Source organism: Psychrobacter maritimus, assembly GCF_904846345.1.
GTDB lineage: Bacteria > Pseudomonadota > Gammaproteobacteria > Pseudomonadales > Moraxellaceae > Psychrobacter > Psychrobacter maritimus.
The window spans coordinates 181781-205409 of the sequence record NZ_CAJHAJ010000001.1; the positions used below are offsets into that span (position 1 = coordinate 181781).

Genomic DNA, 23629 nt, shown 5'->3' on the forward strand with positions numbered 1-23629 from the left:
TAAAATGAGCGGTAAAACACCAATAGAGTTTGCCGTTAGATTTCCCCGACATGCCATAACCCGAAGCACTATAAAAAGCACCATGATTGATGACAAACGGGTAAAAAGGCTAAATTGCGCTAATTGTAGCAAAAACTGCCCGCTATTGGGCAATTTTCACTCGTATATTGTAGTGACTAATCAGCTATTATCACTAATCAGCCTTATAGCTAACTAGCCTTTGTAACTGGCAAACAAATCATACTCGCTCGCGTCATCGATCGTGACGGTTAGGAACTGTCCGACTTTGACTTGCGCCGTGATATCATCAACGTAGACGTGACCATCAATCTCTGGTGCATCAGCGTAGCTACGGCAAATCGCAATGCCCTCTTCACTATCAATCTCATCGACCAATACCATTAGAGTTTTACCGACTTTCTCTTGTAGTTTTTGTGCTGAGATGTCCTGTTGTAGCGTCATCAAACGCTCATAGCGCTCTTGCTTAACGTCTTCAGGCACATGATTTGGCAAGTCATTGGCGACCGCACCTTCGACTTCTGAATACGTAAAAGCACCAACGCGATCAAGGCGCGCCTCGACCAACCAATCAAGCAGGCATTGAAAGTCTTCTTCCGTCTCACCTGGGAAGCCAACGACGAACGTTGAACGAATAACGATATCAGGGCAAATCTCACGCCACGCTTTAATACGTGCCAAGGTGTTTTCACTATGCGCTGGACGCTTCATCGCTTTGAGGATGCGATGGCTGGCATGCTGGAATGGAATATCAAGATAAGGCAGTAGTTTCTTCTCACCCATGAGCTCAACGACTTTGTCGACATGCGGATATGGATAAACATAATGCAGGCGCACCCAAATACCCAAGTCATTTAATGCTTGGCATAAGTCATAAAATTTTGACTTCAGCGGCATACCATTCCAAAAGCTGGTTCTATATTTTAAGTCCAGCCCATAAGCGGAGGTATCTTGCGAAATAATAAGCAACTCTTTCACGCCAGCGTTTTTAAGCGCCAAAGCTTCATTCATCACGCTATCAATCGGACGCGAGACCAAATCGCCACGTAAGCTTGGAATAATGCAAAAGGTACAACGATGGTTACAGCCTTCCGATATTTTTAGATACGCATAATGGCTTGGGGTTAATTTGATGCCCGCCTCATTAATCAAATCTATCTTTGGATCATAGCTTGCATCCTGACTGCGATTCGGCTTGGGCACATGCTGCGATACGGCGGTAATCACTTCATCATAAGCATGCGCGCCGGTCACGGCTAGCACGGCTGGATGCATTTCACGGATTTTTTCCGCTTCTTTACCTAAGCAACCTGTCACGATAACTTTACCGTTTTTGCTAATCGCTTCACCGATGGCGTCAAGTGACTCTTGCACTGCGGACTCAATAAAGCCGCAAGTATTGACCACGACCAAGTCTGCGCCTTCATAATCACTGGCAACTTGATAACCATCACGGCTGAGCTCTGTGATAATGCGCTCACTATCGACCAAGGCTTTTGGGCAACCTAATGACACAAAACCAATCTTTGGCGCGGCGTTCACTGGCGCATTCATAGTCACTGCTGTCGCTTTCGCTGATGCCGCTGAAACCACATCGCTACTTTGCTCAATGCTACGATTTTGATTGTGGTTGGCTTTATGGTGGTAAGGTTGAACACTGTCCGTCGAGCTTTGCGCGGGCGTTGCTGTCGGTTTAGCAGGATTAAAAATAGTGGCAGTGTCTTTTGGCATAGAAGCTGAAGATGTAGAAGCTGGCTGTGAAGGGGCTATAGTCGTATTAACGGACTCGGTAGAAATATTGGGCATGGCTGACCTTGCTAGAGAAAAATGGCTGTGCGCATTGTACGTTTTTTTTGCAAAAACCGCCAGTTTTGCCGCTCTATAGTGTTGATTTATGGTTAAATATTATATCGAGCATCTCTTTACTCTAGGCAGCACTCATGACAGCTGATTTGATCACCGCAAAACCAACGCCAGATTTGGCATTTATATCGCAGCATTTATTTACAGCTATCTTATGGATCAACGATGAATTGTCTATCACTTGGCTAAATGCCCAAGCTGAGCAGTTACTAGCCATCAGTAGTGGACGCCTGCTTAATCAATCAATACTAATGCTGCTTGCACCCGATGAGTTAACGTTAAAAGACCGTCTTATTAATAACAATCGAGAAGACAAAACTTACTCTTTGACGGAGCGCTTTTTTCAAGCGCAGCACTATCAAAAGCCGTTTATCGATCATGACCACCTCATACACACCCAGCTCAATGGCGGACTGACACTATCCGTAGATTATAGCGTGACGCCCGTCATTTATGAGCAGCAGCCTTATTTTATTATTGAGATGTGGGGAAAGGATCGGCAAAGTCGTATTTCAGAAGAACAGCGCCAGCAGCAGCAATATAGCGTTGCCCGTCATATGCTGCGTTCGGTCGCCCATGAAATCAAAAATCCATTGGCGGGCATTCGCGGTGCGGCGCAATTATTGCAGCGTCAATTTATCAAATTTAGCGATAGGTCTGCTTTTGAAAGGGAGGCTACCGCTGTTATCAGCAATGAAAACACCGATTTAAATCATAACAATACCCTGCAAAACAATGCGGCAAAGCTCCGCCATTATACCGATATCATTATCTCAGAGACCGATCGTTTGACCCAGTTGATTGGGCAGTTCCTTGGCTCTAATCAGCTACCAAGCTGGCAAATGCTAAATATTCATGAGCCGCTAGAGCATGTTTTGGCCTTAATAGTTAACCAATATCCAGAAATGACGCTACAGCGTGATTATGATTTGTCATTACCTGAGTTATGCGCGGATAAAGATCAATTAATCCAAGTGTTCTTAAACCTTATTAATAATGCTTGCGAATCGATGACTGAGTTTAAGCAAACGCTGCAGAAAAATGTGCCAGCCGCATCCAATAACTTGTCGTCAGATATTGTGCAGAGTCATCTTGACGGTGATAGCAGCTATCAACCAAAACTGCATATTCAAACGCGGGTTGCCTTTCAACACACCATCGGTAGCCAACAGCATAAACAAGTCTTACAAATCACCATTACCGATAACGGCTCAGGGATAGATGATGCGCTGATTGGTCAGATATTTTTCCCGATGGTGACCAGTCGCGCCGCCGGTACTGGGCTTGGCTTATCCATCGTGCAAGATATCATCAGCCGCCATCATGGTATGATTGATGTCAGCTCTAACCAATTACAGAACCCTAGCGGCGGTTTTAAAAAAAATGACAATAACAGCCAGACCCGTTTTACCATTTATTTGCCTTTCCAGCAGCCAATCACTGAAAGTTAATACTGCCATTTCCATCTTTTCACCGCTTATTAGGCGAAACACATGACTCAGTATAATGACACTCAACATCTTACGAGCAATGAGCAAATTCCAATAGTCACCGTCAACAACAATCCTGATACCACTCCTGCGACGTTATGGCTTATCGATGATGATGCAGCGCTGCGTTTGGTATTGGCAGATACTTTTGAGGATGCCGGTCTCAACGTTATCAGCTTTACCCAAGCGCAAGCTGCATGGACACGCCTTAATGATGTCTTGCAACAGCACGAAGCAGCCGACCAACTACCAGATGTGATATTGACCGATATTCGTATGCCTATGATGGATGGTCTGTCCTTTAGTGACTGGGTGCATCAACACTTTCCTAAGCTACCGATTGTCATTATGACGGCACATTCCGACCTTACGTCTGCGATCAGTAGCTATCAAACAGGCGCATTTGAATATCTGCCCAAGCCCTTTGATTTAGATGATGCAGTCGCCACGATTTATAAAGCCATTAATTACCAACCGAATCTAGTCGTATCAAGTCATTCAATCGAGTCTAATACGAATGTAAGTACCGATACCAAAGAACAGCCTGCGAGCAAACCAAATGTAGCCAAATCAGCTAGAAAACCCCCTAAAGCTGCTGAAAATAAAGCTCAGGAAAAACCCAAACCTCAAACGAATAACAATCCGAGCGGCATCATAGGTCAATCACAAGCCATGCAAACGGTATTTCGCGCTATTGGGCGCTTAGCACACTCACCTATTACCGTTTTGATTACAGGAGAATCAGGTACGGGTAAAGAGTTGGTTGCTAGCGCTCTACATGAGCACTCTCCGCGAGCGCAGCAACCTTTTATTGCCCTTAATATGGCGGCTATCCCGCATGATTTGATTGAGTCTGAATTATTCGGTCACGAAAAAGGCGCGTTTACTGGCGCAACAACGACGCGGCAAGGTCGTTTTGAGCAAGCTGATGGCGGAACGCTATTCTTAGATGAAATTGGTGACATGCCGTATAGCACCCAAACGCGCCTGCTACGCGTACTGGCCAATGGTGAGTTTTTTCGCGTGGGCGGACAACAGCCGGTCAAAGTAGATGTACGTATCATTGCCGCCACTCATCAAAATTTAGAAAAGCTCGTCAAACAAGGCAAATTTCGTGAAGATTTATTTTATCGCCTCAATGTCATTCGCCTGCCATTACCGCCATTACGGACGCGACCTGAAGACATTCCAGCATTAGCCACCTATTTTATGCAGCGCGCCGCTAAACAGATGAATAGTGCGGAGAAACAACTCCACCCCACGGCGCTAGAGGTGATGCAATCTTTTGAGTGGCGTGGTAATGTCCGCCAACTTGAGAATGTCTGCTTATGGTTGACGGTTATGGCAACGGGCGATACGGTCATGGTCGAGGATTTACCGCCAGAGCTGATTGAAAAGATGCCCTCGCCTCAAGAACCTCGGTCACAGCAAAACCTGTCCGTAATAGAAACCACTCAAAATCCGCAGCACAGTGATGGCGCGTATAGTCCCAATCAAAACAAGCAAAACAATCAAAACAAGCAAAACAATCAAAACGTTCAAAACAATCAAGTCAGCCGAACTAATGAAAACCAGAGTTGGCAGCAGGCACTTGCCATATGGGCTGAGCAGTCTTTGCAAACTGGTGAAACTGATATCTTGCAAACCGCAACGCCAGAGTTTGAACGTGTATTGCTAAAGGCTGCTCTCAACCATAGCGGTGGTAAAAAGATAGCAGCCGCTAACTTACTCGGTTGGGGACGCAATACTTTGACGCGCAAATTACAGCAATTAGAGATTACCGCATCAGATAGGCAAGATAATTGAAATTAAAACCAGAAATTATTATAAAAAATTCCTATAAATATCAATATTTTATAAAATCCATCGAAAATAATGGCTAAATAATTAAAAATAATCGCAAATAGGGGTTGCCAAACTATTCAAACTCTATATAATAGCCAACCACTGAGACGCACTACCGAATCAGTTAACTATCTCGATGGCATTTGAATTTAACTGCCTTTGATGATAGAGTAACGAAAATGGGGCTGTGGCGGAATTGGTAGACGCACCAGATTTAGGTTCTGGCGCCGCAAGGTGTGAGAGTTCGAGTCTCTCCAGCCCCACCATTTTCGGATAGTACATCTTAGACCAAATATTAAAGCCTGCTTTTTAGCAGGTTTTTTTGTGTCTAGAATTTAGTATTCATGATTATAATCTTTCCAAATCCACCACAATCTCTTCCATACTTTGATACCTTCTCTCTACCCGCTTCGCCAACGCTTTATCAATGATACCTTGATAACCACTATACTCTAACGGCAATGTTGGAACTGGCTGTTGGCAATGTTGAATTGCCCACTCTCTTAACGGCGCACCACTCTGATTATCAATATTAAAAGGCCGCTCGCCCGTTAATGTTTCATACATCATTATCCCAAACGCGTAAATATCACTTTGTAGCGTTGCGCCCTGTCCTTGCCAGCGTTCAGGGGCAAGATAGGCTGGCGTACCAGCAGCACTATCTCCTGTACTATTTTTATCACTGTTTTGAGCAATATCGTCATTAATTGCTTCTGCCAAAGCAAAGTCAGTTAATAATAAATCAGGTGTGATACTGCTATTATCCGCATGATTTGGCATGAAACCATCTAGCAAAATATTACTGGGCTTAATATCATTATGTAGCCAGCCAGCGTTATGTAGATGAGATATAAGATACGCAGACCGCCCAATAAAATGATGCTTTTGTATGTTTGTTAATCGCGAGTGATTTTGAGAATTAAGCTGAGATGCCAAGCTGCCATTTGGATAATAAGGCATGACAAGGATAGTCAGCTGCGAAGACGGTTTTAGTATTTGAATCGTGACGTTATCGTAGGCTAGTATTGGTGGAGCGATAGCAGGCAGGCTGTTTTCACTGATTGATATATTTATAGATTTTAAAACGTCAGCCTCATAAGCTAAATCAGCCGATTCTTTATTGCTGTCAGCACTTAGCTGCCATTTAATCATTACCTGACCAAACTGTGGATGCTGGCCGCGCGTTAACCCTTGGTAATTGGCCTCACCACTATCACTTTGCTGACTGACTCGCTGATGCGCTATCTCGTTATAATGCAAGCTTGAGAATAAAGTCGTCAGCACTGGCAGAATTTTCTGTGCTTGCGTTTGTAGTGCTTGTTCTGTACTTGCTTGCTTTGCACACGCTTTTTCTGTAGATGGATTACTGGCACTATTTTTCATGGTAAAGTGAAGCCTTTATACGTCTAGTATGCCAAACGACATTTTAATTTATATAAGCGATCAATTATTATGCCCCAATCCACTAACACCCATATGAATTATGCCCTACCCGACCATTTATTGGATTTACTTGGGCAGTATCTGCAAGAGCAGGTCACGCCAACCATCGAGATTGATCCTGCCGAGCTGGCCTATCGCTGGGTTGGCGGTCATCAGGGCCATCTAGAGCCGCTGGCTGTTAACTTGTTTTTAAGTTTAGATGACTTGCATGGTATCGATACGCAAAAGGCAAAACTGGTACAGAATACACGGCAGTTTCTAAAGGGCTATCCTGCCAATCACGTCTTGATGACAGGCACACGCGGCGCTGGCAAGTCATCGCTGATTCGGGCATTGCTACAAGCTTATCATAGCGAAGGACTGCGTATTATTGAAATTGCCCGTGATGACCTGCGGGTGCTTGATAAGATTCGCGCCGCCATTAATGCGCTGCCAGCGGATTGTGGCTGCCACTATGTGGTGTACTGTGATGATTTGGCGTTTAACGGTCAAGATGAGAGTTATCGGACGTTAAAAAGTGTGTTGGACGGCTCGCTGGATTCAGAGCAAGACAAGCTATTGGTCTATGCAACCAGTAACCGCCGTCATCTTTTGCCACAACTTATGAAAGACAATGTCAATATCTATAACGGCCAAACCGATGAGGTCAACCCTTATGAAACCATTGACGAGACGGTATCGCTGTCTGATCGATTTGGGCTTTGGTTGTCCTTTCACCCCATGGATCAAAACACTTACTTACACATCGTTCGCCATTATTTATCGCTTTCGCCAAATCGCAATCTAGATAATGCGAATGACGTTAAAGAAAGTAATGTTAATAAAATTGATGTCGAAACAGCCAATAAGACGCTACCTGATAATATCAGAGCAGCAGCATTACGCTGGGCATCAGAGCGCGGCGGACGTTCGGGACGTGTGGCGTACCAGTTTAGCCGCTACTGGATAGGACAAACACAATTGGCAGCTGAGGATAATAACTCTTAAAAGTTATTTAGATTTATTGTTTATAATCGCGTGCAGAGCCTAGATACTGCACGCGGCTACCCTCTTCTTCGTCTATCAAATCAGCTGAGCCATTCACCATATATTGGTCAAAATCTGCTGCCAACCATAGATTGCCTGCATAAGCACTTTGGGCATCCAAGCGAATATGCGCCATGTTCGGCGTACTACTCTGTGGGTTATCAAAGCTTTGATAGCGAGCGCTAAAATGGGTCAAAATTAGATTTTTAAGCTCATTGTTTTGAGCGAACCTACCTACCAGCTGTGCGCTACTATGCATGGGATCAAAATCTGGGTTTTTTGCCTGAATCTTATTTAACACTTCATGAGTATAAGTGGCTTCATGCACCAGTAAATCTGCATCGACTACCGCAGCGCTTAGGTAGTCTGGGGTATCGTTATCGCCTGCAACCACCACTCGTGTATTTTGAACTTCATTGTCAACATAATCTGCTGCGTAAAGCTTACGGCCATCTTCGGTCACAACATCTTCGCCCTGTTGCAGTCTGCCCCACAGCGCGCTTGCTGGAATACCTGCCGCTGTTAATTTATCGGTATTAAGTGTACGTCGGCTGATGGTTTCAGTTATCGCAAATCCATAAGAGGCGACGCGATGCGATAAAGGATGAATATTTATAACCAGCTGATGTTGATTGTCTAAAGGGATAATTACTTGATCTTTATTTTCACTATTTGGCTCAGACAACAAATCTTCTATCGCCATAAAGTTAATAGCAAACGGAAAGTATAGCTCAGTCGTTAAAGTAATAGCTTCAAGCAGCGTCGCTATCGCTTTTGGCGCAATAAGCGTCAGCGCCGCAGTACGTCCTGACATGGCCGCACTCGCCAGCAATCCTGGCAAACCATAGCAATGATCGCCATGCACATGGGTAATACAAATGGCTTCGAGCTGATGCAAAGATAGCTTGGTATGTAAGAGCTGCTGCTGGGTGCCTTCACCGCAATCAACTAAAACCCAAGGACGCGACTTTTTGTTTTGCTGTCGACTTGCCCCCGAGCTATAAGGATTTAGGCTCTCAATCGCCAGCGCTGTGACGTTACGCTGCTTGGTTGGTACCCCTGCGGAAGTACCCAAAAAGGTAAGCTTTAGCATAGACGCACTCTTTTATCTAAATCCTTACTTGCTATAACGACTGGCATAGCATGGTTCTTTGACCTTCAATCATTTGCCCGCCATTGGCCGTACATTCATTGACCATATTGGACTCATAAGATTTCCAGCCGCCATAAAAGCTAGCAACACATAAAATAACTACCAGCAATTTTTGTGACCATGCTTTGATAGATACTTGCTGGTTATTCACTTCTGCAGCCTCTATATGCTGTTTAGCAGCAACCTCACTGTCAGTGGGTTTACTATTGGGTTTATTCAGGTCTGTCATTTTTTATCCTAAAAAAGGTTTTGTCTATAAATAAACAAAACCTTTTATTATCATATTAAATTAGTCATTGATTAACGATTAAATGCGTCTCGTTTAAAACTGTAAACGACCGCCCTTTTCTTCGGCACGCTTAAAGGCATCGCGCTCTTCACAACGTTTAAGCCAGTTTAAGATATTGGCATATTTACTGCTATCTAAACCGCCACCAGCATTGGCACCGACAATAGCAAGATGCATTTGGATATCAGCGGCACTAAATTCAGCGCCTGCAAACCAATGATTGTCTTGCAGATGCTGCTCCATCATGGTCAATATGGTATCTAAGCTTTTGCTAATCATGCTTTTTTCGACTTGATTGCGAATGCTTTTGCTCACAGGCTTGATAAGCATCGGCGACTGCTCAACCACTTTGGTAAACACCAAACGTATGACCAGTGGCGGCATCACTGACGCTTCGGCAAAATGCAGCCAAAACGTATACGCTTCCCACGCCGCTTCATTGTCATCCGCAGGCTTGAATTGCTTCTCGCTATCATAATGCTTAAGCAAATACTCAATGATAAATCCTGACTCAATGAGCACACGCTCATTTACTTCTAACATCGGCGCATGACCGAGCGGATGTATTTGTTTTAAACTGTCAGGAGCGCGGTAGGCTTTATTGCGCGCATAGCAAGTCAGTTTATAATCAACCTCAAGCTCTTCTAATAGCCAGATAATACGAAACGAGCGTGAGTTTGCTAAATGATGAAGGTGTAACATAAACCATCCTAGTTATAGTGTGAATAAGCAATAATAATGATAGGTAGCGCCCGCATTCCATTGCTAACATTGCTAAACCTTTTGAGCAGCATTAGACATGATTGATTAGGCATGATTAAGCATTGTTTTCAGCGTGGCAGCACTGCTGTCGATAATAGCGCAATTAACCAGCCTTTAACACAGAAACTGTGTAGAGCACGGCTACAAAACCATGCCTAGCAAGTCAAACTTATCGCCCTTAAGCTGTCAGTGTTATTTAGCATGTAATTCTTCAATTTTGCGCGTCATCTTGTCTATTTTTTGCTGATATTTTCTAATTTTACGGAAACGATGCGCGGTCAGTACGCCTTTAATACGGCGATTTTTTAGGCGGCGGCGCGGCGGGAAACTGCCGACTTGAGGCTCGTTATACCCTTGCAAGCGGTCGTCACGCTTACGAGTCACATAACCAAGCGCACTATCGGCAATCATAATCAGCAGCGCGATAAAAATCATACCGTACATAAATAATGAGCCACCATCATCGATGCTTTGGTGCAAAATCGTGATGGAAAATATAAATAAAAATATCGGCTCAAGGTAGCATAAAGTGCCAAATAGCGAGACCGGCAGCTTTTGACTAGCGACCATAGTCAGTGCCATCGCCGCCGTACTGATGATACCCAGTAGCGGCAACAGATACCAAAATTTATCCGTCGCTATCGCAAGCTCAAAGCCACCGCTCATATATAAGGCGATGATAACCACCGGTGTTAATAAAACCAAATCCGAGATCAGCCCAGTAATCGGCGGTACAGCAAGCTTACGACGCAGGAGATAATAAGGCGGATATCCCAAACAGACAAATAAAGTCGCCCAAGAAATAGCGCCATATTGCCAGACATCATAGGCAATACCGAGCGCAGCACAGATGGTAGCCACCCACTGTAGCAGCGTCATGTCTTCATTATAAAAAAAGCGCCCCACGATAATCATAATCATGGGGTATAAGAAATACCCCAATGTCACCTCTAGACCCAAATCATTGACGGGTGCCCACATAAATATCCAGATTTGCGCGCCCAAAATCGGTGTGGGTATGATAAATAAAAACCACTCTTTTGCGGTCTTTAAGGTTTTGAGGTAATCAAAAATATGCTGCCATTGTTTAAGGACACTGACCAGTAGCACCAAGCTCAATAGCATCATCAGCACGCGCCAAGAAGCAACCTGCGTCCCCGATAATGGCTGCATCAATAGACCAAATAAAAATAGCAATGCATAGAGAAAATTTGCTGCCACTGCAACGATGGTGCCTTGCGACGTCTGATTGGTGGGGAACATAACAACAGCCTTTAGAGATAATCGCACGTCCTTGGCAATTTTGAAAAAAAACAAAAGCCTCAGACGCGAACGTCGGAGGCCTTCTGTCTATAAGCTTTTTATCTATAGAATCTTTTGCTGATAAATCAATCGTATAATGTTGAGATAAACGCTGTAAATACTGAGTGCTTATATCAAGCTTTACATTATGTCAAAGTCAGAATAGATAAGCAATACATTGACTTAACCCGCCTATTCATTTTGATATGTGGCTTATTAACTCTATCCGTTTAACGCATATCCATCGCTCTATTTACTTAGTATCTAGCTGCTCGATTTTACGCTGTATTCTATCCATCTTTTTTTGATAACGACGCATCTTACGGAAGCGATGGGCGGCTAACACCCCATCGATACGGCGATTTATCAAACGACGGCGCGGTGGAAAGCCACCCACTTGTGGCTCGCGGTAGCCATGCAAATGATTATCACGGCGACGACGAAGATAACCCATTATACTATCAGCAATCATGATAAATAACGCCAAAGTAATCATGCCGTACATAAATAACGAGCCGCCTTCATCGAGGCTTTGGTTTAAAACGGTAATGGATAAAACAAACAGCAGCATCGGTTCTACATAACTTAGGGCACCAAATAATGACACTGGCAGCTTACTACTGGCAACCATAGTCAGCGACATGGCAAGCGCACTAAAAGCACCGAGCAGCGGCAATAAATACCAAAACTTTATGTTTTGTGCCGCCACGCTAAAGCCGCCACTGCTATACAGCATGATGAGCACCACCGGCGTCAGCAAGGTCAAATCTGACAGTAAACCGGTAATAGGCGGTACGGCAAGCTTACGCCGCAGGAGATAATAAGGCGGATAACCCAAGCATACAAATAACGTTACCCACGATACCGTCCCATATTGAAAGATATCATAGCCAATCCCCAATGCTGCAAGTAGCGCTGCCATCCACTGCAATGCACTCATATGCTCATGATAAAAAAAGCGCCCCAGCACTATCATCACCAGCGGCAATAAAAAATAACCCAAGGTGACATCAAGACCGAAACCATTGACCGGCCCCCACATAAACAGCCAAATCTGCCCACCCAATATCGGCGTAGGTAATATAAATATCAGCCATTCTTTCGGGGTTTTTAAAGTTTTTAGATAATCAAAAACGTGTTGCCATTGCTTAGTAAAACTGACCAATATCAGCAAGCTCAATAGCATCATCAGCACCCGCCATGACGCTACTTGCGTACCTGTTAAGGGCAACATAAATAGGCCAAACAAGAACATCAATGAAAACAAAAAACTGGATGATATTGCGGCTAATGTTCCCTGAAAAGTTTGATTGGTCGTAAGCATAACAACGGCCTTAAAATAGCGCTTAATGGGTATTATTTATAATAAGTTTATAAAGGTTAGTAATCATAATCAGTCAAATGTAATATCAATATTTCACGTATTGCTGGTATAAGTTTTTTGCAGCCTCTGTCTGCGTAGGCACAGCAAGCAAGAAAAACTTATACCAGCAGTGCCGTAGCGTTTTAATGTATTTTAACTATAAAAGCTAAGATGTATAGGTTAAAAGCTTAAAACAAACTTTGAGAATAAACAGTACTCAAAAAAAAGCCTCCAACGATATCGTCAGAGGCTTTTTCTAGAGCAGTATTGCTAACTAAACTAAAAAGCTAACAACTGAGATAGTTACTCGTCATCGTCTGTGTTTTCATCTGCTGCATCATTCGATGTTTCGTTGTCTACTAAGTCATCATTTGCACCATCAACAACGTCATTGATATCGGTCGTCGCGCTGTTGCCAGTTTCGGCATCAATATCGATTTGCTCTTGACCCTCCACTGCAAACGTTCCATCTTCTCTCATAGCATCGACTAGCTCGTCGTCGCTTTCTTCGTGCTCAACACGCGCCATAGCAACCAGCTTCTCATCTTTTGATAGACGAATCAGCGTTACACCTTGCGTATTACGACCAGAACTTGCTACATGCTCAACTGGCGTACGCACTAATGTACCTTTGTCAGAGATTAAGATAATATCGTCTGTAGAGTCAACCTTGGTAGCACGAACCAGCGCACCATTACGCTCACTGGTTTTGATAGCAATCACACCGCCACCGCCACGATTTTGCGTATTGAACTCATCGATAAAGGTACGTTTACCAAAGCCGTTTTCACAAGCAATCAGAATTTCGCGCACATCATCTTCGATAACCACCAATGATTTAATAAACTCATCAGCCGCCAGACGCATACCACGAACGCCTTTAGCCGTACGACCCATTGCACGCGCATCATTTTCATCAAAACGAATCGCTTTACCACTTGAAGCAAATAGCATCACTTCTTGGCTACCATTGGTGATACGAGCGCTGACCAATTTATCGCCTTCTTCCAAACCAACCGCAATCAAACCGTTCGAGCGAATATTGGCAAACTGTTTTAGCTCGACACGCTTCACGGTACCGTTGGCAGTTGCAAAGAAGACAAAAGGTGGCTCCGCTTGCGTGCTATCGTCTAAATTATCATCTTCTGATAAGCTGTCATCGCTATCTGCTGATATCTCACCTTTGCTAGATAACTCTTCTACTATTTTTGGAATAGGCAGTATCGTGGTGACCGTTTCATCAGGATTTAATCCAATTAAATTCACCAATGGACGACCACGCGCACCGCGACTGGCAATCGGTACTTCAAAACCACGTAGACTAAAGACACGACCACTATCCGTAAAGCACAGTACGGTGGCGTGCGTTGAGGTCACAACCAAGTGATCAATCACATCGTCTTCTTTCATCGCGGTCGCAGATTTGCCTTTACCGCCACGTTTTTGCGCCACATAATCATCAATCGGCTGCGTTTTTGCATAACCCGTACGAGAAACCGTCATGACCACGGTTTGCTCTGGGATAAGGTCTTCACGGTTAAAGTCCATACGTGAATCGATAATATCGGTACGACGCTCATCACCAAAGTTTTCACGAATCTCAATCATCTCGTTTGAGATAATGGTCATTAGCTTATCAAAATCGCCAAGGATAGACTCTAAATTTGCAATTTCACGCAGCAAATCTTGGTATTCTTCGGTCAATTTGTCTTGCTCAAGACCGGTTAGACGATGCAGCTGCATGTCCAAAATAGCATTGACCTGCTCAAGTGATAAACGATAGCGCTCTTCACCTTCAATCAGACCAAACGGCGCTTTTGGATCTTCGCCTTCGATAAAGTCTGGACGTACCGACTGGCTACCTGCAGCGGTTAGCATCGCTACCACGCTGCCTGAGCCCCACGTATTAGTCAGTAAATTTTCACGAGCCAAACCACGGTTAGCTGATGCTTTAATCGTCGCAATAATCTCATCAATGTTCGCTAGTGCAACGGTCAAGCCTTCTAATAAGTGACCACGAACGCGGGCTTTATTCAGCTCATATATGGTACGTCGCGTCACCACTTCTTGGCGATGGCGTACAAATGCTGCAATTAGCTGACGTAACGTCAACAGCTTTGGCTGACCATTATCGAGCGCCACCATATTGATACTAAAGCTAGATTCAAGCGGTGTCTGCAGGAACAAATTATTAACAATCACTTCCGCCGTTTCACCGCGACGCAAATCAATGGCAATACGCATGCCGTCTTTATCAGACTCATCACGAATCTCGGTAATACCTTCGATTTTTTTGTCACGTACTAATTCAGCAATACGCTCAATCAGTTTGGCTTTATTGGTTTGATAAGGCACTTCGGTAAAGACAATGCGCTCACGGTCACGGTTGACACCGGTGTCACTCATCGGCTCAATAATATAGCGACCACGTACGTGCAGGCGACCTTTACCGGTGCGATAAGCGTCTAAGATACCCGCGCGACCATAAATAATACCGCCCGTTGGGAAGTCAGGACCTGAAATATGCGACATCAACTCTTCGGCAGATATTTGCGGATTTTCGGCATAAGCCAAACACGCATTAATCACCTCAGTTAGATTATGCGGCGCCATATTGGTCGCCATACCAACTGCAATACCGGTTGCACCGTTGACCAATAAGTTCGGAATACGCGCAGGCAAGACGCTTGGCATACGCTCAGAGCCATCGTAGTTGTCTTCCCAGTCGACGGTGTCTTTGTCCAAGTCAGCAAGCATTTGATGGGTCAGCTTGGTCATACGGACTTCGGTATAACGCATCGCTGCCGGTGGATCATCATCAATTGAGCCAAAGTTACCTTGGCCGTCAACCATCGGGTAACGCAAGCTAAAGTCCTGCGCCATACGTACAATCGCATCATAAACAGCACTATCGCCATGCGGGTGATATTTACCGATGACGTCACCGACCACACGTGCCGACTTCTTATAAGCTTTATTATAATCGTTAGACAGCACATGCATCGCGTACATCACGCGGCGGTGTACCGGTTTGAACCCATCACGCACATCAGGCAGCGCGCGCGAGACGATCACGCTCATCGCATAATCCAAATAGGACTGCTTTAATTCATCCACGATGGCAATAGGACTGATCGAGTCGCTCATATACACTCCTTCACTCACATACTTTCTCTAAGGGTTGCGCGCCTAAAAAGTGCTTACGCTGATATAAAAATATAGCTGCACAAACGCGCAACTATGATTGCTATCTCAACACGAAAAAGCACTATCAAACGGGCAAAACCATAGGAAAATGGCGATACGGTTTTTGTTAAAAGTAATGTTTAATTAAAGAAGCTATTTTAGCACATTTTTGTCGATTTAGGGGGTTCTCGATGCTATTAAAATCAAGCAAAACAGCTCATTAGCGTTGAGTTTTGCCTTTAGCAATAAGGATAAAAACGACTTTAGCAACCGAGTGTTGTCTTTGCCGTTTTTAAAGGCTGTTTCATAAAAAAACTGCATCCGAGAGATACAGTTTTTTCGCGAGTAAGACAAAAACTACTTAGATGTTTAACTAGCAAGCATTTTAAACAGCTTTGAATTCCTGATTAAAGAATTCACGCGTAGCTTCAGTACAGGCTGGGCTGACCAAATCGCCATGATAGTTGGTATAAAATGCCAATAGCGACGCGACACCGCCCTGTGGGGCTGCATCATCCTTGATTTTCTTAACGCTATTACTAAAGTTGGTTTGCACGCTATCTTTGACAGCAACCGCATCCCATTTATTCATTGACGCCTGCCCAATCAGGGTAAAGGTTTCTTTGTCGGGACGATCTGCTTTATTATCTGCATCCACATCTAACACCGTAATATTAATTTTCTTAGCAGGATTTTTGGCCACTTCTGCTTGTAACAGCTTAACCACCGCGCCGGAATTAGTATCAAAATATACGGTCGGATCTTGGTTGCCACCACAAATAAACGTCGGCATCGTAGGCACATAACCACGTAAGTCATTATCCTTAAGCGCCTTACGCAGATTATTTTGCGGATTAGCAGCCGGTAAATTATTACCATTAGCTAATGTTAGACCATCAGGATTTTTTTGCGCATCTGCCACATAAGCAGCACGAAAATCTGTTTTAATCAGATAATCGGTCTCATCGTAGCCACCTAAAATAGAAAATAGCTTACTTGGTGATAAACCTGCCAGCCTTGGATCGCTAGGATTTTTTTGGAATAAAGCATTATTTGGCAACTTACCGGCTTTGACCAACTTACCAAACGCTACGTCACTAGGCAGCTGCGCGTCGGCATACTTCTCTAAGAAAATATCTGATTTTTTATTGTAAATATTGCCGTATTTTGCCTGTAAGCCAATACCAAGCAGAGGTGCAAAACGTGACGCGCCAATATTGACATTGCCCATAAAGATTTCATCACCAAAAGCTGCCAACGCATAAGGGCCCGAAGATGGCGCAATTGCCGTCACTGGTTTTTTCTGTGATTCTAGTAATCTCGCGGTTGCCATAGTGACATAGCCGCCTTGCGAATAACCGGCGATAAACAGCTTACCCGAGTCATCAATTTTACTGTAATTGGCATCATTGGTGCGTTTTTTACGTTCGATAATGCTGCGCGCGCTATCTAGAGCGTCGACCATGTCGGTCGACTGCTGCTGGGCAACCAAATAAGGATGGTAGTCAAGTTTTGAGGTATCATAGCCCGCATAGTTGGGCGCGACAACGATATAGCCTTGGGCAGCAAAGTTTGCAGCAATTAAGTTAGCTTCCCCTACCGCAGGGTTTTTAATATTACCTACTTGGGCAAAATCATAGCCTTTATCCGTTGTCGTGCCATGCGCGTATAATAATACCGGGCGATCACCTTGGCATTCAGGCGCATCGCCAGTGGGTAGCATTAAAGCGGCCGTGGCATTGGTATCTTCATCGGCGGCGCCTTTGGTATCGTAGCTGACTTTTTCTATGGTAACGCCGCATTTGGCTACAGGCGTTGCGGTACTTCCAAGCCCAAAACTACTATTTATATCGTTTGCCGTAAAGGTTTTTACAAATTTAGCGCTGGCAGAAGACGAAGGTGATTCAGCGAAACGCTCATTATCATCGCCACAACCAACAAGTAATAAGCTACTGGCAATCGCTAGCGATAATAGAGCGCGCGTCATGATGGGTTTGTTTATAATTGAACGGGGTAAGACCATGATTGCTATCCTTAGCAGTAGTAAAACAAAAAAATCGCCTAAAATCCTTGGCAATAGATAAATAAAACTTAGCTGATATTTTTAATAAATACTTTTTAGAACTCGCTTTTTTAAATCAAACTTCTAAGTCAGATGGCTTAGACGACTGAGTGATAATCAATGTGATAGTCAATGAAAACCAATACTTAAGCCTTACTATTTATACGCTAAAACCCTATTAAAATCCAATAAAAAAGTGATGAAAAAGCATTTCAAATACTTTAGATAAAACAGAGCCCGTTATGAATCACGAAAGCAGCCAATCAACTGACCAGCCAAGCAATCAAACAAACACACCGTCATTTAACCAACCCGATACACGTACGGATCGCAGCTTTGATGCGATTGCTGACCACTTTGAAAAAAAGGTTTATGGCGGCTTAAAGGGCGACATTCGTCTGGCAGTATTGCGCCGTGATATTTTTGCCTATTGCACGCAGATGAGCCAGACACTTGGGCGACCGTTACGTATTTTGGATGTGGGCGCTGGGCTGGCGCAAATTGCGATTGAGCTTGCCACTCAAGGGCATACGCTGGTTATCAATGATATCTCAGCCAATATGCTGGAGAAAGCACAAGCAAACGCTGAAATAGTTAAAAAGGATTTGGATATTAGATGGTACGTTTGCCCGTATCAAGAATTAGAAGAAAATTTAGCAGGTAATACAGAGAAGTTTGATTTGATAATGTGTCATGCGCTGCTTGAATGGTTGGCAGAACCTGTAGCAGTGATGGATTTTTTTGATAAGCATTTAACTGAAAATGGCGCGCTATCGCTGTGCTTTTATAATCCGGCGAGTTTTGATTATCGCAATCTTATTATGGGTAATTTTAACTTATTGGATAACACTGAGTATAAAGCGGACAATAAAAAAAGCCTCACACCCAATCATCCGGTCGCTAAAGAAGAAGTTGAATCTTGGTTAGAGGCTCGTCATTATCAAACGATACTTGCCAGTGGCTTGCGGGTATTTCATGATTATTCGCCGCTAAAACGTGGCGGTCATAACGACCCTGAAGCGGTCATACGCATGGAGCTGCGCTACTCACAACTCGAGCCGTATAAATGGCTGGGACGTTATTTGCATATACTGGCAACGCGTCAAGCTTAAAGTTATTGCTAAGCTTCAAGAGCAGCGCCAAGCTTAAAATTGACAACTACCTGACGTCTTCCACGCGCTCTGATCTATCATACTCTGACCATGTGGTGGCATTGATGTCTTTTTCATCAAACACCACTACGTGCTCTAGGATAGGTAAAATGCCAATTTGTGAGCCAATCTCATGGTTATGATGACTGGCAACTAACGACAGTACGGTTTGACCATCGGCAAGCTGTAAGCGATACAGATAGTTTGCCCCGCGAAATACGCGTCCAACTACTAAAGCGGTCTGCGGGCTTTCATCGTCATGGACGATATCATCAGGACGTACTAACACCTTAATCGGCGTACCATTCGGATAGTCGTACTCGCAATACTGCGGCTGCCCTGATTCATCATAGACCTCCATACGGCGATAAATATCACCAAGCGCGGTTTCAACATGACCTTCTTTGATGATACCGTCTATCATTGCGCCTTCGCCGACAAACTCAGCGACAAACGGGCTGACTGGCTCATGATATAGCTCACTTGGCGTCGCCCATTGGACCAACTTACCTTTATCCATGACCCCGACTTTATCGGCTAATGCAAAGGCTTCGTTTTGATCGTGAGTGACCAAAATAGCGGTGGTATTGGTACGTTTAAGGATATCACGGACGTTCATCGCCAGTGACTCACGCAGTACCACATCCAAGTTAGAAAACGGTTCATCAAGTAGCAAAAGCTTGGGCTTTGGTGCCAATGCGCGGGCCAACGCCACCCGCTGCTGCTGGCCGCCCGATAGCTCACTAGGACGTTTATCCGCATGTTCCGACAATTCAACAAGCTCTAACATCTCTTTAACGCGGGCTTTTTTGTCAGCAGCCGACCATTTATTTAGGCCAAAAGCGATATTTTTTGCCACGCTTAAATGTCCAAATAACGCATAATCCTGAAATACCATGCCCATGCCGCGCTTGGCTGGCGCGACCGCAAAGGTAGTGCGCGTTGTCTGCTCGGTTAGACGCTGATTGTTTAAGAGAATTTTACCGCCACGACTTTGCTCTAAGCCTGCAATCGCTCTTAAAGCCGTGGTTTTACCGCAGCCGCTATAACCCAAAAAGCAGCCGATTTCACCTTGCTGCAAATCTAGCGATAAGCCATTAACGATAATCGTATCGTCATAACCAACGATTAAATCTTGAACGCTAAAATAAGCATCGTCAGCGCTAGCAGTATTTTTAGAGGAATTAAAAACATGGTTATCTTGCAAGTGAATTTGTCCTGCTGTTTCTTTATTTAAGGCAGTCTGATTTGATACGCTTTGATTTGATATGCTTTGATTTAAAGTATCTTGTGTTGATGAGCTGTGAGGCAAGCTTTTATCCGCTTGCAGCTGTGCTACCTGAGCTTTGGTTAATAGCGTGACGGGTGGTTTTTTCACATGCTCTGGTCTTGGCTTGCCGCCTATCTTTAAGGATTCAGGCTTTAAGGATTTAGGCGCTGCTGGATTGGTTGAATCGTTCATCAAGTCAGTATACATAGACGGTACCAGTAAGCTATTAGTGAATAAAACCCATCATTGACGCGGTTTTTAATGTTGCTCTTTTTAATATAGTTATTTCTTAATGTTGCTTTTTAATGTTGTTCTTTAATTATAGCTTTTTAATAAAACGCATTTAACTTAACCTTGTTTATCACTTTGGCGCAGCAATACCCAAACAGGAATCAGACCAACCAGTACAATCAACAAACTGGGCAAGGCGGCGCGTCCCCACATGCCTTCGCTGGTCATCTCAAACACCCGTACTGCCAGCGTATCCCAACCTTGTCGCCGTGTCATTAAGGTAATCGGCATCTCTTTCATGACTTCGACAAAGCCCATCAACAAACCCGTTAATACCCCCGGACTCAATACGGGCAACATCACTTGCCGCCAGCGCTGATACGGGCTATCGCTAAGTAACTTAGCTGCCGCTTCTTGATTGACGGTCAAGCGCTGTAGCTGACGGTCTACCGGCTGAAAGCTCACGGTCATAAAGCGCGTCGATAAGGCTAGCAGCATCACAATAACACTACCGGATAAAAATTGCGTTGAGGTAATACCAAAAGCTATCAGCTGATTATCAAGCCACGCAATCGGAATAAATATCCCAACCGCCAACACCGTACCCGGCACCACATAACCCAAATTGGCTAAGGTGGTCATCAGCTTGGTGGATTTATCTGGATATTGACGCTTGACCCAAGCAATGATAATCGCCAAAAAGGCGATAAATATCGTGGTCATAATCGCAATCATAAGGCTATTGGTGACAAAATCAATATAACGCGCATCAAAATCTTGCTGAAAATTTTCTGCGGTCCAATAGAGTAGCTGTAAAAACGGAATCAAAAACGCCACTAAAAACACCAGCGTGCAAAGTAGCGCCATGCCCCACTTAGCAGGCTTACTGGCTTCAAAGCGCTTACTGCTACCCTGAGTGATGGTATTGCCACGCTTGGCTTGCCAATACTGCTCAAACAAGACGACGATAAAGACCACGCCGATTAATAACGCTGCCAGCTGCGCAGCAGTGGTTAAACTAAAAAAGCCAAACCATGCTTTATAAATCGCCGTCGTAAAAGTATCGACATTAAAGACTGATACTGCGCCAAAATCTGCAAGCGTTTCCATACTGGCAAGTAACAAGCCGCCAATAACCCATGGTAGCGCTTGTGGTAACGCCAGCCGAAAGAACACCTTGCTACGACTTAACCCAAGCATTTGCCCCGCTTCAATCGCTCGCCTACCTTGTGATAAAAACGCTTGGCGCGCCAGCAAATAAACATAAGGATAAAATGCCAACGACAATACTAAACCTGCACCCCAAACATTACGCACCGATGGGATAGCGGTGGTAAAGCCTGACTCTCTTAAAGCCGTTTGCAGCGGTCCGCTAAAATCAACGATACCGACGGTAACAAATGCTAAGACATAAGCGGGCATCGCTAATGGCAACATCAGCGCCCACGCAAAAAACCGCTGTCCAGGGAAGCGGTACATACTGGTCACCCACGCAAGTGCGGTCCCGATAACGCCGGAAATCACCGTCACCATCAGCAATAGAATGACGGTGTTTTTTAACACTTGCGGCAGCACGTATTCGCGCATGTGGGTCCAAATATCAGCGACCGGCTGCGTCCACGATAATAGTACGATTAAAATCGGTACTAGCATAAACAACGAAATCAGTCCTAAGACTGATTTTGAGAGGATACGTTTGCGGACGACATGGTCGTGACTAATAGATGGGCTATTATTGTCATTACTGGCTTCATTGACAGTATTGTCTTGCTTAGCAGACGCTTCTGGCATTGTTATCATAGATTGTTACCGTGTCATACGCATAATGACGCTATTAGATGCTGAATTAATAAGCACCTAATAGCTAAAAACCAACCACTTAGCTACTGCCAGTCTATTATTTATAACCCGCTTTATCCATCATTTGAATGGCTTTGGTTTGTAGCTCACCGAATTTCTGGACACTGATATCGTCTTGTTTAAATGGACCCCATGATTTGAGCATCTCTGACTCATCGATACCCGCTTTGACTGGGAATTCTTTATCAGCGCTGGCATATAAACCTTGCGCCTCATCAGAAGACAACCATTCCATCAATTTAAGTGCGCCATCTGGATTGTCTGAACCTGTTACTACGCCAGCTCCAGAGATATTAACATGAGTACCAGTCGTACCTTGGTTCGCCCAGAATATTTTTACAGGGAAGTTTGGTTTTTCATCAAGCAGGCGACCATAGTAGTAGCTATTGGCAATACCCACTTCACACTGACCTGCGGCAATCGCCTCTAATAAGTTGGTATCATCACTGAACACGTCAGTTGCTAAATTATCTACCCAACCACGAATAACTTGCTCGGTTTTCTCTTCGCCCAAGTGCTCCATCATGCTGGCAACCAATGATTGGTTGTAAACTTTCTTAGAGGTACGTAGACACAATTTGCCTTTCCATTTTGGATCGGCTAAATCTGCATAAGTAGATAATTGGTCGGCGCTGACTTTACTTGGGTCATAAAAAATCGTACGGGCGCGTAATGACAGACCCGTCCACTGACCTTTTGGATCACGGTATTTAGCAGGGACGTTAGCTTCTAAGATAGTAGAAGACACAGGTTGCAATAAGCCCTGCTCCGCTGCTTGCCATAAGTTACCCGCATCGACGGTTAATAGCATATCAGCAGGGGTATTTTTACCTTCCGCTTGCAGGCGCGCCATCAATGGCCCCGTTTTATCAGTGACCAGCTCAATTTTAACGCCTGTCTGCTCAGTATAACGGTCTAATAATGGTTTGATTAACTGCTCATTACGTGATGAGTAGATGGTGACCGTTTGCCCACCAGCTGCCGTCGCATCATCATTTGTAGCCACTTCTTGCTCAGTGCTAGATTGTTCAGTACCAGCTTCAGCATCTACGCCTTCTGCTGGCGTCGATGAATTATTACAGCCAGTAAGCCCTAACATCAGACCAAATACAGCAACGGGTAAAATAAGCTTAGTAGAAGATAGATTTGCACTGATAGCAGTTAATGACATGGCTTTCCCCATAATGGTGCTACGGATAAGTGAGATAAAAGGACATTAAAATCATTAGAAAATGATTGAATAGCGGGATTAATAAGACATTAATGTCTGAGTGACAATATACTAATCGAAATGAGATTAATTATCAATACATTT

General features: G+C 44.3%; 16 protein-coding genes and 1 tRNA gene. 5 read left to right on the forward strand and 12 right to left on the reverse strand.

Annotation, left to right across the window (positions count from 1 at the left end; translation table 11 throughout):
* Window positions 1-213 precede the first annotated feature (213 nt).
* On the reverse strand, window positions 214-1824 hold the full coding sequence (rimO, locus tag JMX50_RS00650) for a 30S ribosomal protein S12 methylthiotransferase RimO (protein ID WP_201628061.1): 1611 nt from the start codon (window positions 1822-1824) through the stop codon (window positions 214-216).
* A gap of 134 nt (window positions 1825-1958) precedes the next feature.
* On the opposite strand from rimO, the gene JMX50_RS00655 reads away from it, so the two are divergent.
* The 3 genes from JMX50_RS00655 to JMX50_RS00665 all read left to right on the forward strand — a co-directional run bounded on the left by JMX50_RS00655 (window position 1959) and on the right by JMX50_RS00665 (window position 5482).
* Window positions 1959-3332 carry a two-component system sensor histidine kinase NtrB gene (locus JMX50_RS00655; RefSeq protein WP_201628062.1) on the forward strand — a complete coding sequence of 458 codons (1374 nt, stop codon included), beginning with the start codon at window positions 1959-1961 and terminating at the stop codon, window positions 3330-3332.
* Between the two features lie 42 nt (window positions 3333-3374).
* Window positions 3375-5177, forward strand: a complete 1803-nt coding sequence (locus JMX50_RS00660; RefSeq protein WP_201628063.1) for a sigma 54-interacting transcriptional regulator — start codon at window positions 3375-3377, stop codon at window positions 5175-5177.
* Between the two features lie 220 nt (window positions 5178-5397).
* Window positions 5398-5482, forward strand: a tRNA-Leu gene (locus tag JMX50_RS00665).
* 82 nt (window positions 5483-5564) lie between these two features.
* Here JMX50_RS00665 and JMX50_RS00670 read toward each other — a convergent pair.
* On the reverse strand, window positions 5565-6599 hold the full coding sequence (locus tag JMX50_RS00670; protein ID WP_201628064.1) for a serine/threonine-protein kinase: 1035 nt from the start codon (window positions 6597-6599) through the stop codon (window positions 5565-5567).
* A gap of 69 nt (window positions 6600-6668) precedes the next feature.
* Here JMX50_RS00670 and JMX50_RS00675 point away from each other — a divergent pair, with 69 nt between their 5' ends.
* Complete coding sequence (locus JMX50_RS00675; protein ID WP_227670843.1) at window positions 6669-7646, forward strand: ATP-binding protein; 978 nt, start codon at window positions 6669-6671, stop codon at window positions 7644-7646.
* 13 nt (window positions 7647-7659) lie between these two features.
* On the opposite strand, the gene JMX50_RS00680 is transcribed toward JMX50_RS00675, so the two are convergent.
* The 7 genes from JMX50_RS00680 to JMX50_RS00710 form a co-directional block, all read right to left on the reverse strand.
* Window positions 7660-8778, reverse strand: coding sequence for a ribonuclease Z (locus tag JMX50_RS00680; RefSeq protein ID WP_201628065.1), 1119 nt, complete (start codon window positions 8776-8778; stop codon window positions 7660-7662).
* Between the two features lie 31 nt (window positions 8779-8809).
* Entirely contained in the window at window positions 8810-9067 is a 258-nt protein-coding gene (locus JMX50_RS00685; protein WP_201628066.1) for a hypothetical protein, read from the reverse strand.
* A gap of 93 nt (window positions 9068-9160) precedes the next feature.
* Window positions 9161-9829, reverse strand: a complete 669-nt coding sequence (locus JMX50_RS00690; RefSeq protein ID WP_201628067.1) for a glutathione S-transferase — start codon at window positions 9827-9829, stop codon at window positions 9161-9163.
* A 252-nt stretch (window positions 9830-10081) separates the two neighbouring features.
* Window positions 10082-11152 (reverse strand): EamA family transporter RarD, encoded by a 1071-nt coding sequence (gene rarD, locus JMX50_RS00695; RefSeq protein WP_201628068.1) that lies wholly within the window; start codon window positions 11150-11152, stop codon window positions 10082-10084.
* A gap of 292 nt (window positions 11153-11444) precedes the next feature.
* Window positions 11445-12515, reverse strand: a complete 1071-nt coding sequence (gene rarD / locus JMX50_RS00700) for an EamA family transporter RarD (protein ID WP_201628069.1) — start codon at window positions 12513-12515, stop codon at window positions 11445-11447.
* Between the two features lie 342 nt (window positions 12516-12857).
* On the reverse strand, window positions 12858-15701 hold the full coding sequence (gene gyrA / locus JMX50_RS00705; RefSeq protein ID WP_201628070.1) for a DNA gyrase subunit A: 2844 nt from the start codon (window positions 15699-15701) through the stop codon (window positions 12858-12860).
* Window positions 15702-16125: 424 nt separating this feature from the next.
* Window positions 16126-17763, reverse strand: coding sequence for an alpha/beta hydrolase family protein (locus tag JMX50_RS00710; protein ID WP_201628071.1), 1638 nt, complete (start codon window positions 17761-17763; stop codon window positions 16126-16128).
* Window positions 17764-18044: 281 nt separating this feature from the next.
* On the opposite strand from JMX50_RS00710, the gene JMX50_RS00715 reads away from it, so the two are divergent.
* On the forward strand, window positions 18045-18914 hold the full coding sequence (locus JMX50_RS00715) for a methyltransferase (RefSeq protein WP_201628072.1): 870 nt from the start codon (window positions 18045-18047) through the stop codon (window positions 18912-18914).
* A 46-nt stretch (window positions 18915-18960) separates the two neighbouring features.
* On the opposite strand, the gene JMX50_RS00720 is transcribed toward JMX50_RS00715, so the two are convergent.
* The 3 genes from JMX50_RS00720 to JMX50_RS00730 form a co-directional block, all read right to left on the reverse strand.
* Window positions 18961-20430 (reverse strand): ABC transporter ATP-binding protein, encoded by a 1470-nt coding sequence (locus JMX50_RS00720; protein ID WP_265088564.1) that lies wholly within the window; start codon window positions 20428-20430, stop codon window positions 18961-18963.
* A 141-nt stretch (window positions 20431-20571) separates the two neighbouring features.
* On the reverse strand, window positions 20572-22254 hold the full coding sequence (locus tag JMX50_RS00725) for an ABC transporter permease (protein WP_201628073.1): 1683 nt from the start codon (window positions 22252-22254) through the stop codon (window positions 20572-20574).
* Between the two features lie 97 nt (window positions 22255-22351).
* Window positions 22352-23485: an extracellular solute-binding protein gene (locus tag JMX50_RS00730; RefSeq protein WP_201628074.1), complete on the reverse strand. Its 1134-nt coding sequence runs from the start codon at window positions 23483-23485 to the stop codon at window positions 22352-22354.
* Window positions 23486-23629 lie beyond the last annotated feature (144 nt).

What these genes read in the sequence shown, in the direction of transcription:
- JMX50_RS00680 (WP_201628065.1), bottom strand. Translation starts at nt 8,778, where the DNA reads ATGCTAAAGCTTACCTTTTTGGGTACTTCCGCAGGGGTACCAACCAAG.
- JMX50_RS00730 (WP_201628074.1), bottom strand. Translation starts at nt 23,485, where the DNA reads ATGTCATTAACTGCTATCAGTGCAAATCTATCTTCTACTAAGCTTATT.
- rimO (WP_201628061.1), bottom strand. Translation starts at nt 1,824, where the DNA reads ATGCCCAATATTTCTACCGAGTCCGTTAATACGACTATAGCCCCTTCA.
- JMX50_RS00670 (WP_201628064.1), bottom strand. Translation starts at nt 6,599, where the DNA reads ATGAAAAATAGTGCCAGTAATCCATCTACAGAAAAAGCGTGTGCAAAG.
- JMX50_RS00675 (WP_227670843.1), top strand. Translation starts at nt 6,669, where the DNA reads ATGCCCCAATCCACTAACACCCATATGAATTATGCCCTACCCGACCAT.
- rarD (WP_201628069.1), bottom strand. Translation starts at nt 12,515, where the DNA reads ATGCTTACGACCAATCAAACTTTTCAGGGAACATTAGCCGCAATATCA.
- JMX50_RS00725 (WP_201628073.1), bottom strand. Translation starts at nt 22,254, where the DNA reads ATGATAACAATGCCAGAAGCGTCTGCTAAGCAAGACAATACTGTCAAT.
- JMX50_RS00685 (WP_201628066.1), bottom strand. Translation starts at nt 9,067, where the DNA reads ATGACAGACCTGAATAAACCCAATAGTAAACCCACTGACAGTGAGGTT.
- JMX50_RS00660 (WP_201628063.1), top strand. Translation starts at nt 3,375, where the DNA reads ATGACTCAGTATAATGACACTCAACATCTTACGAGCAATGAGCAAATT.
- JMX50_RS00710 (WP_201628071.1), bottom strand. Translation starts at nt 17,763, where the DNA reads ATGGTCTTACCCCGTTCAATTATAAACAAACCCATCATGACGCGCGCT.
- gyrA (WP_201628070.1), bottom strand. Translation starts at nt 15,701, where the DNA reads ATGAGCGACTCGATCAGTCCTATTGCCATCGTGGATGAATTAAAGCAG.
- JMX50_RS00690 (WP_201628067.1), bottom strand. Translation starts at nt 9,829, where the DNA reads ATGTTACACCTTCATCATTTAGCAAACTCACGCTCGTTTCGTATTATC.
- JMX50_RS00715 (WP_201628072.1), top strand. Translation starts at nt 18,045, where the DNA reads ATGAATCACGAAAGCAGCCAATCAACTGACCAGCCAAGCAATCAAACA.
- rarD (WP_201628068.1), bottom strand. Translation starts at nt 11,152, where the DNA reads ATGTTCCCCACCAATCAGACGTCGCAAGGCACCATCGTTGCAGTGGCA.
- JMX50_RS00655 (WP_201628062.1), top strand. Translation starts at nt 1,959, where the DNA reads ATGACAGCTGATTTGATCACCGCAAAACCAACGCCAGATTTGGCATTT.
- JMX50_RS00720 (WP_265088564.1), bottom strand. Translation starts at nt 20,430, where the DNA reads ATGTATACTGACTTGATGAACGATTCAACCAATCCAGCAGCGCCTAAA.